General features: G+C 57.1%; 13 protein-coding genes. 4 read left to right on the forward strand and 9 right to left on the reverse strand.

What is annotated here, in order from left to right:
- Positions 1-111: 111 nt before the first annotated feature.
- The 9 genes from C7436_RS18020 to C7436_RS18060 form a co-directional block, all read right to left on the reverse strand.
- The gene (locus C7436_RS18020; RefSeq protein ID WP_014421941.1) at positions 112-864 is read right to left on the reverse strand and encodes a response regulator; all 753 of its coding nucleotides are present in this window, start codon (positions 862-864) and stop codon (positions 112-114) included.
- 148 nt (positions 865-1,012) lie between these two features.
- Positions 1,013-1,693: a sensor histidine kinase gene (locus C7436_RS18025; protein ID WP_014421940.1), complete on the reverse strand. Its 681-nt coding sequence runs from the start codon at positions 1,691-1,693 to the stop codon at positions 1,013-1,015.
- Positions 1,690-3,330, reverse strand: a complete 1,641-nt coding sequence (locus tag C7436_RS18030; protein ID WP_121208667.1) for a response regulator — start codon at positions 3,328-3,330, stop codon at positions 1,690-1,692. The genes C7436_RS18025 and C7436_RS18030 overlap by 4 nt, the downstream gene beginning before the upstream one ends.
- The gene (locus tag C7436_RS18035) at positions 3,327-6,845 is read right to left on the reverse strand and encodes a PAS domain-containing hybrid sensor histidine kinase/response regulator (protein WP_113880503.1); all 3,519 of its coding nucleotides are present in this window, start codon (positions 6,843-6,845) and stop codon (positions 3,327-3,329) included. Before C7436_RS18035 ends, C7436_RS18030 begins: the two co-directional genes overlap by 4 nt.
- 27 nt (positions 6,846-6,872) lie before the next feature.
- The gene (locus tag C7436_RS18040; RefSeq protein WP_121208668.1) at positions 6,873-7,379 is read right to left on the reverse strand and encodes a hypothetical protein; all 507 of its coding nucleotides are present in this window, start codon (positions 7,377-7,379) and stop codon (positions 6,873-6,875) included.
- Positions 7,380-7,476: 97 nt separating this feature from the next.
- Positions 7,477-9,246, reverse strand: a complete 1,770-nt coding sequence (locus tag C7436_RS18045) for a sodium:solute symporter family protein (RefSeq protein WP_121208669.1) — start codon at positions 9,244-9,246, stop codon at positions 7,477-7,479.
- Between the two features lie 6 nt (positions 9,247-9,252).
- Entirely contained in the window at positions 9,253-9,516 is a 264-nt protein-coding gene (locus C7436_RS18050) for a DUF4212 domain-containing protein (protein ID WP_011784417.1), read from the reverse strand.
- Between the two features lie 210 nt (positions 9,517-9,726).
- Positions 9,727-10,434: a 3'-5' exonuclease gene (locus C7436_RS18055; RefSeq protein ID WP_121208670.1), complete on the reverse strand. Its 708-nt coding sequence runs from the start codon at positions 10,432-10,434 to the stop codon at positions 9,727-9,729.
- Positions 10,435-10,449: 15 nt separating this feature from the next.
- A complete protein-coding gene (locus C7436_RS18060; RefSeq protein WP_121208671.1) occupies positions 10,450-12,366 on the reverse strand; it encodes a putative nucleotidyltransferase substrate binding domain-containing protein in 1,917 nt (638 codons plus the stop codon).
- A gap of 182 nt (positions 12,367-12,548) precedes the next feature.
- Between C7436_RS18060 and smrA the strand changes: the two genes are divergently transcribed.
- The 4 genes from smrA to C7436_RS18080 are packed head-to-tail and all read left to right on the forward strand — an operon-like array spanning position 12,549 to position 16,123.
- A complete protein-coding gene (gene smrA / locus C7436_RS18065) occupies positions 12,549-13,130 on the forward strand; it encodes a DNA endonuclease SmrA (RefSeq protein ID WP_014421934.1) in 582 nt (193 codons plus the stop codon).
- Positions 13,131-13,183: 53 nt separating this feature from the next.
- The gene (locus C7436_RS18070) at positions 13,184-13,375 is read left to right on the forward strand and encodes a hypothetical protein (RefSeq protein ID WP_023011386.1); all 192 of its coding nucleotides are present in this window, start codon (positions 13,184-13,186) and stop codon (positions 13,373-13,375) included.
- A 59-nt stretch (positions 13,376-13,434) separates the two neighbouring features.
- Positions 13,435-13,923 (forward strand): (2Fe-2S)-binding protein, encoded by a 489-nt coding sequence (locus tag C7436_RS18075; RefSeq protein ID WP_121208672.1) that lies wholly within the window; start codon positions 13,435-13,437, stop codon positions 13,921-13,923.
- A 1-nt stretch (position 13,924) separates the two neighbouring features.
- Positions 13,925-16,123, forward strand: coding sequence for a xanthine dehydrogenase family protein molybdopterin-binding subunit (locus C7436_RS18080; RefSeq protein ID WP_121208673.1), 2,199 nt, complete (start codon positions 13,925-13,927; stop codon positions 16,121-16,123).
- Positions 16,124-16,129 lie beyond the last annotated feature (6 nt).

The following is a 16,129-nucleotide window of genomic DNA, read 5'->3' on the forward strand; positions in this document are numbered from 1 at the left end:
AAGGGCCGAGCGCGCCAGCGCGAGCAATGTAGGTCATCGTCAGGCGCCTAATGCCTAAAAACCCCCGACAGCTTCGCTGTCGGGGGTTTTTTATTTCTGCCTTTATGGTCACTAGCGACCGATTAATTCAATAACGCCGCCAACAATGCTGTGCAGCAAACTGAATTGTTCATCGGTGCGCGCAATATACTCGTCCAGAACCCCTCCCTGCCATGTGACAAGCCAAACCAGTGCCACCAAACCCGCAATGGATAAGCCGCCGAGCCAGCGCATTTGCCGTTGTTGCTGGTCTAACTTCTGAACCTGTTGTAGCTGACATTCGGTAAAGGCAGCGCGCAACTCACGGATTTCTTCCTCCAGCTCTTCATAGGCAATTTCCAGCGTGGACAGGCGCCCGGTCATGCCCCGGGAGTTCTGTTCCGTTGCTTCCAACCCGTGATGTCCTCCTTCCTCAACGGCCAGGCGGATGGCTTCACTTTGTTCCTGATCAGGCACGTTAGACAGAATGATATCCAGAGTTCGCATCAGCTGGTCCCGGTCAACCTGCTTGCGAATGACGCCGGCAGCACCGAGGGCTCTGGCTTCCTGTAGGTAACGCTCTGCGTTCTGGGAGGTATACATGAATACCGGGATGTCCCGCGTCTCCGGCTGCTGCTTGAGTCTCTCCAGTGCCTGAAAGCCATTCATACCCGGGAGGAGATGATCAAGGAAGATAAGGTCGAAATGTTCCTGCTGAAGCAGGGGAAAGGCCTGCTCTGCAGTGGCAACCCCTTTGGTAGAGATATCCGCCCGTTCAAGCAGCCGGGACAACAGAATACGGGCCGTTGACGAGTCTTCGATGATCAGTGCGTGCCCTCGCGGCATGAGAGAGCTCCTCCCTGGAAGTGACAGACGTTGTTACGCCGTGATGAATCAGTCCGAAAGACTCGGGCACTATAAGTGCAGCTCAGAAAATATGCAGTGGGTTGGCGGGCCCGGGTTCCGTTTTTGAGACTCCCATTTCATTTTTGCGTCAGGGCAGCCAGATTTCGAATACACCCCCACCCAGGCTGCCGCCGTTGTGCAGTTTGATGGAGCCGGTTCGCTCGCCTTCGCTATGCAGTGCGGCCACAGACGAGGCGAAGAACAGCCCCAGGCTGGTACTGCCGGTATTGAAGTCCAGCGACTTGAAACTCAGGGTACCAGTATGTTGCATGCTTTCCGGGTAGCCCTGGCCATCATCTTCAACCCCCAGCACCAGATAACCGTCTTCTTCGCGCGCAATAAGCCGTATCTGGCTTTTGGTATAACGGATGGCGTTGTTGATGGTGTTGTTGAGTACACCGGTCAACAGGTCCTCGTCGAAAAAACCATTGATGTCATCTGCGGCAATTGAATATTTGAGGCCGAGTCCCTGCAACAAAGGGATGTGCCTGGCGAGGTGCTCCTCCAGGAAATCTGGCACAAAATGCTCGTCAATGTGCGCAGAGAGATTGTTTTCTCCCAGGCGATAGATACCGAGTAACTGAACCAGATCGTTATGCATACGCTCGGCTTCGTACTGGAGCATGTTGAATTTGTCGGAGCCAGCAAGGGATTGCTCATGTTCACCACGAAGTTCGTCGAGGCTGTTCAGTAACATGCCGAGAGAATTTTTCATGTCGTGCACGGCAGAGGCCAGCACCATCGAAAAGTCGATGTTTGGGTCGGTCATGCGGTCAGTCCTTTCAGTTTTCGGGTGAGGGCCAGGTATCGACGGTGTTGACGATGCTGCTCTGGCAGCTTGCTCAGACGGTCCAGGCGCTGTTGGCAGGCAGCCAGTAACGCAGGCTCCGGGTTCTGGTCATATTGCTTCATCAACACCTGAACCAGGTTCAGGTTCAGGGCAGCATGGTCCGGAACGATCGCCAGGGCTTTGTTGAAGGCTTCCACTGCAGCGTGGAGGTCGCCTGCCTCAAACGCTTTGATGCCATCCCGGTTCATGCTGCGTGCTTCCAGTTTCTGACGGAAGCCAACGGGCTCGTCCAGGAGGTTTTCAATTTTCTGCAAGGTGTCGGGGTCGTTATCAAATCGTGAGGCCAGATCGCCGAGGATTCTCTTGGCCTGATCTTCCCGGCCCATCCGGAACAGGGTTTTTGCGAAATCCAGCCCCATATCGGCCGGGAGTTCCTCCAGGCTCTCGAGCTCCGAGCTGACCGCGGTAAGAATCTTTTCGGCCTCCCGGTGGCGGCCTTGTCCGGCATGGAGACGGCACTGCACGATCCGGCTTTTGAGCCCGATGGTTTCATCGTTGTCGAAGCGTTTCTCCATTTTCGTAAGCACAGAGAGGGCTTCTGACGAGCGCGCCGCGCCTTCTTCGTCCAGATCGCCCTCGCTCAGATCGGACAGGCTCTGGGCGAGCGACAGGTAATGCTCTGCATTGTCGTGTATGGAATAGGTGCCCAGAGACACCGTCTGTCGCCACGCCTGGGAGGCGGTGTCAATATCCTGGTTTGCGCCGGCCAGTTCAGCGAGATGCTTCTGGCGGAGCAGAGCGTTGGGGGAATGTTCAGCCGCTTTCTCAAGAACCTGTTGGGCCTGGGCCGATCGTCCCTGTTTCTGAAGGCCTTCGGCCAGCAGGTCGTAGGCTTCCATATAGTCCGGGTGTTTTTCAATCAGAGCTTTGAGGCCGTCGACAGCCTGATCAAAGTTCCGGTTGGCCAGCAACACCTTGCACCGGCCTAGCCGGGCCCAGGACAGCTCCCGCTGATTCAGAACATCATCGTAGACTTTCTGGGCGTGGGCCAGGTCGCCGACCATGAAGTAGAGTTCTCCGAGTGTCTTCATCAGCCAGGTTTTGTAGCGCGGCTGTTTGGGCAGGGTTTGCAGGCAAAGACTGATGGCTTCCGGGTAGTTTTCCCGATCGATCTCCCGGGTGATGGGGAGCAGGGCATTGCGCTGTTTGATCAGGCTGCCCAGACGTTGCTCCAGCATGGCACGGTTAATGGGCTTTGTCAGATAGCCGTCAGGCTGATATTCCCGTGCCCCCATGACCATTTCCTTGGAGGTTTCCGCGGTTACCATCAGGAACAGCGATGAGCGTTTGAGGAGTTTCTTGTGCCTCAGCTCTTCCAGTACGTGCTGGCCGTTTTTGCCTTCCCCCAGGTTGTAATCGCACAGCACGACATCGACGTGATTGTAGGTACAGTACTGGATGGCGGGCGTGGCGTGAGCAACCAGTTCAATCTTGTCGGCACCACAACTGCGGAGCATCTGCCGCATGGATAGCCGAAAGTTCTCGAAATCGTCGACAACAAGAAAAGTAAGCTTGCCAAACGGATTTACTGCGTCTTTCCGGTCGGATGGATTCATGGCCGCTTTTGTTTAAGTAGTTTGTTTACGAGCGCTCGCAGGGCTGCAGGCTTCACTGGCTTGTACAGTACCTGGTAGCCCCGGTTGCCTGCGTCGTCACGTACCTCCGGCGCCATATAGCCGGTAATGAGGATGCCGGGAATATCGCTTCCCAGATGTTCCCTTATGCTGTCCATGGCATCCAGTCCATTGCGGTTATCATCCAGCTGATAATCAGCAAGTATAATATCGGGCCTGCGTCCGTCCAGTTTGTCCAGGGCATCGTCCAGGCTTTCGGCGGCAGTGACATCACACTGCCAGTTGCCCAGCAACGCGACCATGCCTTGCAGAATGGCTGCATCATTGTCGATGCACAGAACGTGCAGGCCCCCGAGATTGGAGACCCGTCTTGAACTGCTGCCACTTTTCTGGGAATCCAGCCGGCTTTGATCGGCCGGGGCGACCGGAACCGTGATCCCGAATACGCTGCCTTTGCCCTGGATGGAGTGCACGGTGACCGGGTGGTTAAGCATGCCGCTGATACGATCAACAATGGCCAGGCCAAGCCCCAGCCCCTTCTTGTCGCGACCATGCTGGAATCGGCGAAACTCCTCAAAGATGTGATTAAGCTGGTCATCTGACATACCCGGTCCGGTGTCCCAGACTTCAATGCGCAGATAGCCTTTCAGGCGTCGGCAGCCCATCAGAATCTTGCCGCTTGCGGTGTAGCGGATGGCATTGGAAAGGAAGTTCTGTACCACACGACGCAGAAGTTTCGCATCGGAACGGACCCAGGCGGTACTGGGGACCACATGCAGTTCCAGCCCCTGATCCTTGGCGATGGCTGAAAATTCGGTGGCCAGATGCCGAAGCAGCTCGTTGACCGGAAACACGCCAATATCCGGCTCAAGTGCCCCGGCATCAAGCTTTGAAATGTCCAGCAGTGTACTGATGATCTCCTCAGCCGCGCCCAGCGAGCTGTCGATGTGGTCTACCAGATCCCGGGTTTCGCCCTCGTTCACTTTGCCGGACAACGCGGAGGTAAAGAGTCTTGCTGCGTTCAGGGGTTGCAGCAGGTCGTGGCTTGCAGAGGCAAGGAAGCGGGTTTTACTCTGGTTCGCCTGCTCGGCTACCGACTTGGCCTTGAGCATCTGCTCATTGATTACCTGCAGTTCCTGGGTACGCTCCCGGACCCTTTGCTCCAGATAGATGTTGGTTTCCTTCAGGGCCTGCTCGGTCCTGCGCATGGCGGTAATGTCCTGGAATGTGGTGACATAGCCACCGCCTGGAATCGGACTGCCATCCACCCGGACGACCGTGCCATCGGGCCGCTGACGCTCGTAAGACATGGGTTTGCCTTCGCGCATGCTGTTACAGCGGTTCTCGACGATGTCGTCAATTCGACGGGCAGACAGGTTGGCGTTGGTGAGGTTATAGCGCATCAGGTCTTCAACCGGCCGGCCAACCCGGACAAAGCCCTTGGGATAGTTGAACAGCTCGAGATAGCGATGGTTCCAGACGACAAGTTGCTGCTGATGGTTGACCACGGACACGCCCAGGCTGATGTTCTCGATGGCAGACTGCAGTAATTCCCGGCTGAAGGTCATGGCCTGGGAGGCTTCATCGACAATGCTGACCACGTCCTCAATCTGCATATCGCGGCCAGTCAGGGTTGACTCCAGAACCACGCGGGCGGTGGAGGCTCCAATCACCGATGCCAGCTGGCGCTCTATGTACTTCATCAGGTGGGTGGAAGCTGGCCGCTGAGGATAGAGCCGGATGGCATTACGTCGTTCGTAGTTCCTGAAAATGCTTTCGGAACGTTCTTCCCCCATGAACCGGTCGGTCAGGGCCTGCAGGTCGGAAGTAAGAATCTCACCCTGCCAGCTCTGGTGCTGGGCATTCTCGGCTTTGGGCTGCGCATCGTGGAAGAACGCGGCAATCTGAATCTTCTCCCGAATACGTTGCCGGGTAATCAGGGAGAGCAGAATATAGGCCCCGGTGTTTACCCCCAGACTCCAAAGAATGCCATGGCTAATCTGATCCAGGTCGGAACCGAACAGGGCTGTTGGTCGGGTCCAGTTCCAGCCAAACAGGCCGTGCTCAATCAGGGTATCCGCAACCCACCCGGTGGACACCAGCGCGGGCAACAGCAAGGTGTAACACCACATCAGGAAGCCCAGCCCAAGGCCCCAGGCAGCTCCGGTGAAGTTACCCTGGCGCCAGAGAATACCGCCTACGAGCGCGGGACCAAACTGGGCCGCTGCGGCAAAGGACAGTAAGCCAAACGCCGTCAGGCTGTAGTCTTCGCCAGCCATGCGGTAGAAGCCGTAGGCGGTCAGCAGTACTACAAAGATGGCAACCCGCCGGATCGTCAGCAGCAGGAAGCTGAGATCAGTTCGTCGGTTCATGCCTGGTCGGAAGAACTTGAGCAGGCCTGGCATGATGATTTCATTACTCACCATGGTGGCTATGGCGACGGAACAGACAATCACCATGGCGGCCGCCGCTGATCCACCGCCCAGAAACGCCAGTACGGCAAGCCAGTGTTCCCCTGCCATGATCGGCAGTTGCAGGATGACGATGTCCGGATCGCTGCCCGCCAGGTGAGTGCTCAACAGTCCGGCTGCGGCAATGGGAATGACGAATGCGCTGGCGATGATCAGATAGATCGGCATCGCCCAGCGAGCGACCTCAAAATCCCGGTGATCGGTGTTCTCCACCACCATCACGTGAAATTGCCGTGGCAGGCAGATGATGGCCAGCATGGCAACCAGCGTCTGTGTGAGGAACGCAGGGGCTTCCAGCGACTCTGTGGTAAGCGTGCCCATCAGGTCAGCTTCGCGGACTCGGGTAAACAGGTCCCCGAAGCCATCGTACAGCCCGTAGCCAACAAACAGCCCCACCGCCACAAAGGCGATGAGCTTGATCAGTGATTCAAAGGCAACGGCCTGGATCATGCCCCGATGATGTTCTGTGGACTCCAGGTGCCGGGTTCCGAACAGCACGGTAAAGACCGCCAGAGCCAGGGTGATGTACCAGGCAGAGTCGTTCCAGGCCGCTGTACTCAATTCCTGATAACTGTCACCGGTGCCCGAGAGGACATTAAACCCCAGGGCAATGGCTTTGAGCTGAAGGGCAATGTAGGGAACGCTGCCGATCAGGGCAAAGATGGCCACCATGGCCGCCAGCACCTGGGATTTGCCGTAACGCGAGGCAATAAAGTCGGCAATGGAGGTGCTGTTGTTGCGTTTACTGATGTAGATGATGCGCCGGAGCAGCGGCGCAAAGAAAATGAATACCAGTAACGGGCCCAGGTAGATGGGGAGAAATGCCAGACCTTCCTGGGTGGCCCGACCAACTGCGCCATAGAAGGTCCATGACGTGAAATAGACGGCCAGGGACAAACCGTAAATATGGGTTCTGGCCAGACGGCGCTTGTAGAGCCCCGGGTGCCGGTCACCTGCCCAGGCGATCAGGAACAGCAGTGAAATGTAAGTGATCGATATAAGGACAAGCAGCCAGGCGCTAATCATGGGGTCTTGTTATCCGCTCCTGTGGTCTCAGCTTCTGCAAATGATGGTATAGAGTGGATCGTCGCTCTCCAGCAACTTCATGTTATCTACTCTCGGCGCCCCGTCGGAACCCAGTGGTACCAGCTCCCGGCTGCCACAGTTAATGAGATGAATCCGGTGCGAAACCGCATCGGTGACCGTCTGCTCGAAACGATAAAGGGTGAAGCGAACAATGTTCTGATCACCGGTATCACGGCTGATACTTTCCTTGTCGACCGCAGAGAATGAGGTCACGTAGGGAAACACAAAGGTCCAGGGGCGAAAGAAAATTCTCTCCTGTTCGGTGGCCACAACCACAGCTTCTTCCGGCAGCATGGCTCGTTTGTGGTCATACCAGGTGTATTCTCCATAGATCAGATAACCCAGCATGCCCGCACCGGCAAAGACCGGAATCAGCCACTTCGGGGCTTTTTTGGCGGTGGACGCGCGAATACCCATGGCAATGCCAGCGGCACCAAGACCGCAAAAAACGGTGGCTACAAAAGTCCAGAACATACAACGGTTTCCTCAAAAAAGAACGGGCTCCCTCACTGAGGAAGCCCGTTCGGTTTCAACCTGTCATCAGGTGCGATGAATCAGATTGTCTTTCGCTTCAGTGATCCTGGGCAGTACCGGCACCACGCGGGTAGCGGACGCTTTCAACCAGTTCCTGAATTTCAACGGGCGGCTCTGCAGTCACCTTGGATACTGCGAAGGCTACCGCAAAGTTGACGATCGCACCAATGGCACCGATAGACAGCGGGGAAATACCCAGCACCCAGTTCTCGGGAGTGTCTGCCAGATTGTTGGTGCCTGGGATGAAGAACCAGCCTTTGTACACGAAGATGTACACCAGAGTGAAGATCAGGCCGGACAGCATGCCCAGGGTCGCGCCCACGTTGTTTACGCGTTTGGAGAAGATACCCATCATCAGTGCCGGGAACAGCGAGGCAGCCGCAATACCGAAGGCAAGAGCAACCACCTGAGCCGCGAACCCTGGCGGGTTTGCACCGAGATAGGTGGCGACAACAATGGCAACGGCCATGGATATCCGGGCAGCCATCAGTTCGCCCTTATCACTGATACTGGGGTTGAATCGTCCCTTGATAAGGTCGTGACTCACCGCCGAGGAAATCGCCAGCAGCAGGCCGGCGGCTGTCGATAGCGCGGCTGCAAGACCACCGGCTGCGATCAGGCCAATGACCCAGCCCTGGCGCAGGTTGGCGATTTCGGGGTTGGCCAGTACCAGGATGTCACGGTTAACCACCAGTTCGTTGCCGTTCCAGCCGCGGGCCTGGGCTTCAGCTTCAAACGCAGGTACGTCGTTGTAAAGCTGGATACGGCCGTCTTCGTTTTTGTCAGTAAACTGAATCAGACCCGTTACTTCCCATTCCTTGACCCAGTTCGGGCGCTCATCATATTCGATGGGAGCGGCCTGGGTTCCGTCCGGGTAGATAGTGGTCATCAGGTTCAGGCGAGCCATGGAAGCGACAGCAGGAGCCGTCAGGTACAGCAGGGCAATGAAGACCAGAGCCCAGCCGCCAGACCAGCGCGCGTCAGCCACCTTGGGCACAGTGAAGAAACGAATGATAACGTGTGGCAGACCGGCAGTACCGATCATCAGGGACAGTGTGAACAGAACCATGTTCAGTTTGTTGTCCACATCAGCGGTATACTCGTTGAAACCGAGATCAGTGATGACCTGGTTCAGCTTCTCAAGCAGCGGCAAGCCAGAGTCGGTATGGGTAGAGAACATGCCCAGGCCCGGAATCGGGTTGCCTGTCAGTTGAATGGAAATGAATACTGCGGGAATCGTGTAAGCGACAATCAGTACACAGTACTGTGCTACCTGGGTGTAGGTAATGCCTTTCATGCCACCGAGTACCGCATAGACGAATACAACAACCGCTGCGATGATCAGACCGGTGGTGGCATCCACTTCCAGGAAGCGGGAGAAGGCCACACCAGCGCCAGCCATCTGGCCGATAACGTAGGTTACCGAGGCAACGATCAGACAGATAACGGCTACCAGTCGCGCGTTTGCGCTGTAGTATCGATCCCCGATGAACTCCGGAACCGTAAACTTACCGAACTTCCTCAGGTAAGGAGCCAGCAGCATGGCCAACAGGACGTAGCCACCGGTCCAGCCCATAAGGAACGTGGAGTTGGCATAGCCACCGGCCGCGATCAGACCAGCCATGGAGATAAACGAAGCGGCAGACATCCAGTCAGCACCGATTGCGGCGCCGTTGGTGATAGGATGCACACCACCGCCCGCAACGTAGAAATCGCTGGTACTGCCGGCCTTGGCCCAGACAGCGATGGCGATGTAGAGGAGGAACGAGCCCCCTACGAACATAATGTTGATTGCAAATTGGCTCATTTGTCCTTACTCCTCATGCACGCCGAATTTTTCGTCGATCTTGTTCATGCGCCATGCATAGTGAAAGATCAGAACAATGAAGGTAAGGATGGAGCCTTGCTGGGCAAACCAGAAGCCCAGATCGGTGCCGCCTACGGGGATTCCCGCCAGCATCGGGCGTAACAGAATAGCGAAGCCGTAAGATACCAGGGCCCAGATAATCAGGCTCCCGAATATCAGGCGTAGATTCGCCTTCCAGTAGTTTTCAGCGTCGTAGCTATGACCTGACATACAATCACTCCTGTATTGTTGTTGTGGAGATTGGGTGTTTTTTTGGTGAGGTGTTGCGGATAGAGAATTTATTATTCATGTAGTACTTCTCCGACTTGTTGTCTCCTCCGACTTTACCGGTCAATGGATTTATGGATATTGGCAAATGGTCTAACTCTCAGTAACTTGCCTTGTATTTGGTCAAGGACATCGCCAGTAGATCCTGTTCCGCTAATAGCGGTGCATATGCTGTAAACGGCGTTGATAATGCAGCTTTTCACTGAGTTCTTTGAGAGTTTTGACGTCGTTTTTCCGGGCTTTATTGAGGGCTATCAGCGCGAGTTCTGCGGTAACCAGCGCGTCGGCTGCGGCGTGATGGCGTTCACTGATTTCCAGGCCAAATACATCCGCCCAGTCGTCCAGGCCGCGCCCTTTGATCGTTGCTTTCGGGAAGAACGCCGGCATCAGCTCGGCAACATCCATCCAGACGTGGGGCAGGGTGTAGCCCAACTGGCTTTTCAGTGTCTTTTCGAGGAACTTCTGGTCGAAGGCGGAGTGGTAGGCAAGAATCGGGTCCCCGTTCATCCATTCCAGAAGGTAGAGCAGTGCATCCTGGGTTTCGTAGCCCTGAGTCAGGGCTTCTGGGCCGATGCCATGGATCAGCACGGTTTCCCGAATGTCCAGTTCAGGGCGGCGCAGTATCAGGTCAAACTGGTCATTCAGGTGGATGACACCACCTTCGATGGCAACCGCTCCGATGGCAATCACTTCATCTTTGGACGCGTTCAGGCCGGTGGTCTCAAGGTCAAGGACAATCAGCCGGCTCCGGGACAAGGGCTGGTCGCCAACCGTTTTCGGGCTGGGCAGATTGGCGGCATCGTGTTCGCCGACCGTTCCACCGCGCCTTCTGGCCAGCCACTGTTTGATGTATTCCAGCATGTTCTGTGCGCAGACCTATAGTTGATACGTAACTTCGAGTTTCTGCTGGAGCCGCTGGGCCTGGCGGAAAGACTCGCGAAGTATGCGCCGGTCCAGAGGATTCAGGTCGTCCGGATCGATGTAATTGGTCAGCTTCTCGCCCCGGTCGAGCATTTCCTGATGAGCACGCATACGGATGGCCTGAATCAGGCTGTAGGCTTCCTTCCAGGCGTTGGCGTCCTTGGCGTCAAAGATGTCTTTTCTGGCCAGGGCGTCAATGCGCTCCAGGGTATTGGCGGCTTCCACCCCATGGGCCAGTGCGAACACCCTTACGGATTCCACAAATGGCGCCAGGCCCTGACGTTTCAGATCCAGCGAGTGTTTCTTCTCGTCGTTCAGATAGCGGAAGTTCCGGAACATGGTCAGGGGCGGTTTTCGCTGCAGCGCGTTGCCAGCGAGCATTTTCTGGAACAGGGCGTTCTTGCGGATGCGTTGGAGCACCTTCTCCAGCAGACGATGGAGTGGCTCAGTGGGGCCGAAAACCGCTCTCATATCCAGGAATATCGACGAGTAGACCAGGTTCTGGGGGGTTGAGGCATCAATAAAGCGGATAAACCAGTCGTCCCATTCCCGGTCACTCAGGCAGAGTTTGGGGTTGCTGGCCATAATGTTGCCTTTGCACAGGGTGAACCCGCACTCTGCCAGTTCGTCGTTGACCTTGCGGGCAAAGGGCAGCAGTTTCTCACGCACCTGGTCTTCGGTCATGCCCTCCGGTGTCTCGAACAGAATACCGTTATCCTGGTCGGTCAGCAGGGTTTGCTCCTGGCGGCCCTCACTGCCAAAGGTAAGCCAGGTAAACGGAATGCCAGGGTCGTTCTTCTTGAGGTTAAGTTCGAGTACCCTGCGCACGGTGACATCGTTCAGGGTGGTAATGATCTTCACCACCTGGCCCGAATCCGCGCCGTGGGCCAGCATGGCGTCGACCAGCCTTGAGACATCGGAGCGAAGGCTGACCAGGGTACGCAAGTGGGTGGCAGTGCCGATGGTTCGCGCCAGGTTGACCAGGTCTACCCGCTGAAGAGAAAACAGATCCCGCTCGGATACCACGCCAATCAGGCGGTCCTCTTCGTCGACCACACACAGATGGGCAAAATGGTGTTCCGCCATCAGCATTGCCGCCTCAAAGGCGTCCGCTGTGGCGGGCAGGCGACAGGGATTGCCTGTCATCACCTGACGAATGGGCGTGTCGAGGGGGCCCTTTTCCTCAGCGATCATGGTGCGCAGGTCGCGCAGCGTGAAAATGCCGGTGGGATGACGATTGTCATCGGTGATAATGATGCTGCCCACATTGTTCTCGTGCATCCGGGCTACGGCCTTGCGAACCGGCAGATCCGGTGAGCAGACAATCGGGTTGCGCAGCGCGTAGCGCTCCAGGGGAGTGTCCAGGCTGTTGCTGGAGCCAATGGAAGCCATGGCCTTGGACTGGATGCGCTGATTGACCTGATCCAGCAGGCTGCTCACGCCCCGCAGGCAGAAATCGCGAAAGGATTCGCTTTCGGAAAACAGGGTGATGAAGGCGTTCTGTTCAATACTGAGGCAGAAGGTATCGCCGGAAGCCCTGTGTAGCGTTCGGGTCGGGCGCTCGCCAATCAGTGCCGCAAGCGGAAAGCACTCACCCTGGCTGATTTCAAAGGTGGTTTCTGCCCGGTCTTCTTTTTCATTGTGGCGCTCACCCCGGATACGTCCCTGCTTGACCACATAAAACCGCTTGACCACTCCATCGTCGGGCGAGAGCACTTCGTCGCCATCGGCGTAAAACCTCAGGGTCGCATGCTCGGCAAAATGGGCCAGATGGGTGTCGTCCATGCTGGAGAACGGGGCATGTTCCCTCAGGAATGACATAATCGCTCGGGTGTTCTGAGGGCGGGTAGTGTCCTGATTTGCTGCGGCCATATCGCGATCCGTAAGCTTGGGAGCCAGGTTCAGGGGAGCTCCATCGTTATTATTCTCCGCTTGCAGTGTAGTTCAGCGGAACCCGGAGGGGCTCTACGATTTTCGTCGCAGAGCTTTTCTTTATGGTAGACCGGTGCGGTGATAGAGTTCTGATACTCGTCAAACCGGAATCAGTTAGTGTCATGACCAGTAAAGATGAACGCCTTGCCTTCCTCGAAGAAATGAAGGATGTGCAGCGGATACGCAAACCCAATCGGGCCGAAGTATCGGTGCCCAAGGAGCTGACGCCCGGGCACCTTGAACGCCAGAGGGCGGCGGTTGAAAAACCGGTGCGAGACCTGAACCCGCTGACATCCGATATGGTAGAGCCGCTAACGGCACACGACATTCTCAGCTGGCAACGCCCAGGCGTTCAGCACGGGGTTTTCCGCAAGCTGCGTCTTGGTCAGTACCCGATCGAGGCCCGGCTGGATCTGCATCGCATGACGGTGGAAGAAGCCCGCCGGGAAGTGTTCGGTTTTATCAACGACTGCGTACATTACGGTTTACGCTCGGTGATCATCCTGCACGGCAAGGGCGAACGCAATCCCGATGGCATCGCCCAGCTCAAGAGCTACCTGGCGAAGTGGTTGCCGGAGCTGGACAACGTTCTCGCTTTCCATTCGGCAAAGAAACACCACGGTGGCACCGGCGCGGTTTACGTAATGGTCAGGAAAAACGATCGGGAAAAACAGCATAATCGGGAGATCCATGGTTCCAGATAAGGAATCGTCTGGATCATTCGCTACGACGGAAACACCGAATCGGGAGAATTAAGATGCGTTTGATTTTTGTGGCTTTGATTTCTGTACTGACATTGGCCGGCTGTAAAGACCGGGTAATCTGGAACGATAACGGCAAAGTGGAAAGTGCCACCCAGAACCGTGAAGTGTGGGATTCCAACGGCAAGCTGGAAACCGGTGAGCGCAAAATCTGGGTAAACAAGGATGGTGAAGACGTCGTCAAGTAAAGGCGTGGCGGTAAAACGCGCCGAACCTGCCAAAACAATAACATGATGAGGAGCACGGAATGGCTTTCACGCTGACTGTGAACGGTCGCCAGCATTCGCTGGATGTCGAACCCGATACCCCGTTGTTATGGGTGCTGCGGGATGAACTTGGGCTCAAAGGGACCAAGTTTGGCTGCGGTGCAGGCCTCTGTGGCGCCTGCACTGTGCACCTGAACGGTCAGCCCGCCCGTTCCTGCTCTACGCCGGTGGAGATGGCTGAAGGTGCCGAAATCACCACCATCGAAGGCCTGTCCGCTGATGGCGAGTTGCATCCGTTACAGAAAGCCTGGGTGGAACAGGGGGTGCCCCAGTGTGGTTATTGCCAGTCTGGCCAGATCATGACGGCCGCGCACCTGCTGGCCAACAACCCCTCTCCGGATCGCGAACAGATCGTCACCGCCATGACCGGCAACCTGTGTCGCTGCGGCACCTATCCTCGCATTGTGGCTGCGGTTGAGTCCGTCGCCGGTGGTGTGGGTCAGTACCAGCCGGCCGGGGAGGATGCGTAATATGGCGATGAATCGACGGGATTTCCTGAAGGTCAGCACCTCGGCTTCCGGTGGACTGCTATTGGCGCTGAATCTGCCTGGTTGTGCCTCCGTGCAAACCGGCTATGAGCCTGAAACCGGTGAATGGAAACCGAACGCCTGGCTGGAACTCACCCGGGACAACGACATTATTTTCACCCTCGATCGGGTAGAGATGGGCCAGGGCACCTACACCGGTCTTACCACTTTGATAGCGGAGGAGCTGGATGTAGCGCCGGAGGCCATTCGCGTGGAATTTGCCCCGGTTGCTCCGGAGTACCGTAACCCGTTGTTCGGGCTTCAGCTTACCGGTGGCAGCACCAGTGTCGCCTCCAGTTGGCAGCCCCTGCGGGAGGCCGGAGCTTCGGCGCGACTGATGCTGGTGATGGCCGCCGCCCGGGTTTGGCGGGTCGAGCCGGGACAATGCAAAACGGAGGGCGGGTACGTACGCCACCCCAACGGCCTGGATTCCATGCCCTATGGCAAACTGGTGGAGTTGGCGGACAAAGAGGTGATTCGTGGTGATGTGCCACTGAAACCCCGTTCCCAGTGGAAATACATCGGCCGACAGGCCGGAAGGCTGGATGCCGAGGCCAAGTCCACCGGCCAGGCGATGTACGGGATAGACGTAGAGCTACCGGATATGGTCTATGCCGTTATGACCCGGAGCCCCCGCTATGGCGGACTGGCGGTCAGTTTCAACCGCGATCAGGTTCGGGCCATGCCGGGCGTGCTTGATGCCTTCATCACCGAGCGCGGTGTGGCCGTAGTGGCAGATCGCTACTGGCGAGCCCGCAAGGCTCAGGAAGCGCTGGCGGTTGAGTGGGATTTTTCCGAGGCCGTCGGGTTATCCAATCCGGACGTGTTCAAACACTATCGTCAGGCCGCCGGTGACGATCCCGGCGAGGACGAACGGGTGGACGGTGACCCCGAGGCTGTTCTGGAGAAAGCGGGTACCCTGGTGGAGGCTGAATATGAGCAGCCGTACCTGGCCCACGCCACCATGGAACCAATGAATGCGACCGCCTGGTATCGGGACGGTGGCATGGAAGTCTGGGCGCCGACCCAGGCGCCGGATCTGGGCCGCATAGCCGCCGCGCGACACACCGATCTCTCTCCGGATGACGTGACTATCCACACGACCTTTCTTGGCGGTGGCTTCGGCCGCAGGTTGACTCAGGACTACATTGAGGAAGCGGCCCTGGTCGCCTACCGGGTGAAAGTGCCGGTCAAACTGATTTGGTCCCGGGAAGAAGACACCCGCCATGGCTTTTTCCGCCCGGCCATGTTGCATCGTATGGCGGCCAGTCTGGAGGATGGGCAGTTGACGGGCTGGGATCATCAGATTGTTGGCCCGCAGATACTTGACTGGTACGTCCGGAACGCTGCACCAGCCCAGTACCCCTGGGCACCAAAATTACTGTACGGAACATTGGGCAGGGTTGGCCTGATGGTTGAAGGTATCGCAACCCCGAAAGACATTTCGGCCATTGAGGGGGCTATTGGCTATCCCTACGCGGTACCCAATGTCCGGGTTCGGCATACCCATACTGACCCGGGCGTGCCAATTACCTGGTGGCGATCCGTGGGCTATTCCCACAATGGTTTCGCGGTCGAGACCTTTATGGATGAACTCGCCAGCCAGGCCAACGAAGATCCGGTCAGTTTCCGGCTGAAACTGCTGGAGAGTGAGCCCCGTCATCGGCGGGTTCTGGAGCGGGCTGCCGAGCTGGCGGGCTGGAACCAGCCGGTGCCAGAGGGCAGGGCGCGCGGAGTGGCTTTGTTCAAGAGCTTTGGTACCTATGTTGCCCAGGTGGTGGAAGCCAGTATTGAGCAGGGCGGAATTCGCGTTCACAAGGTCACCTGCAGCGTGGACTGTGGTCAGGTGGTGAACCCGCGAATTGTCGAGGATCAGATGACCGGCGGCATTGTCTTTGGCCTGACGGCGGCGCTGAACGGGGAAATTACCCTGGACGGCGGCGAGGTGCAGCAAAGTAACTTCCACGATTATCGTCTGCTGCACATGCATCAGGTACCGGAGATGGTGGTGGATATTGTCGACAGCGAAGAGCCGCCCACCGGCGTTGGGGAACCTGGCGTCCCGCCGGTGATTCCGGCCCTGGGCAACGCCTTGTTTGCGCTGACCGGCAAGCGCCAGCGCCGTCTGCCCCTTAAAGCCTGAGCGGAA

It is taken from the genome of Marinobacter nauticus (assembly GCF_003634635.1).
Lineage (GTDB): Bacteria > Pseudomonadota > Gammaproteobacteria > Pseudomonadales > Oleiphilaceae > Marinobacter > Marinobacter nauticus.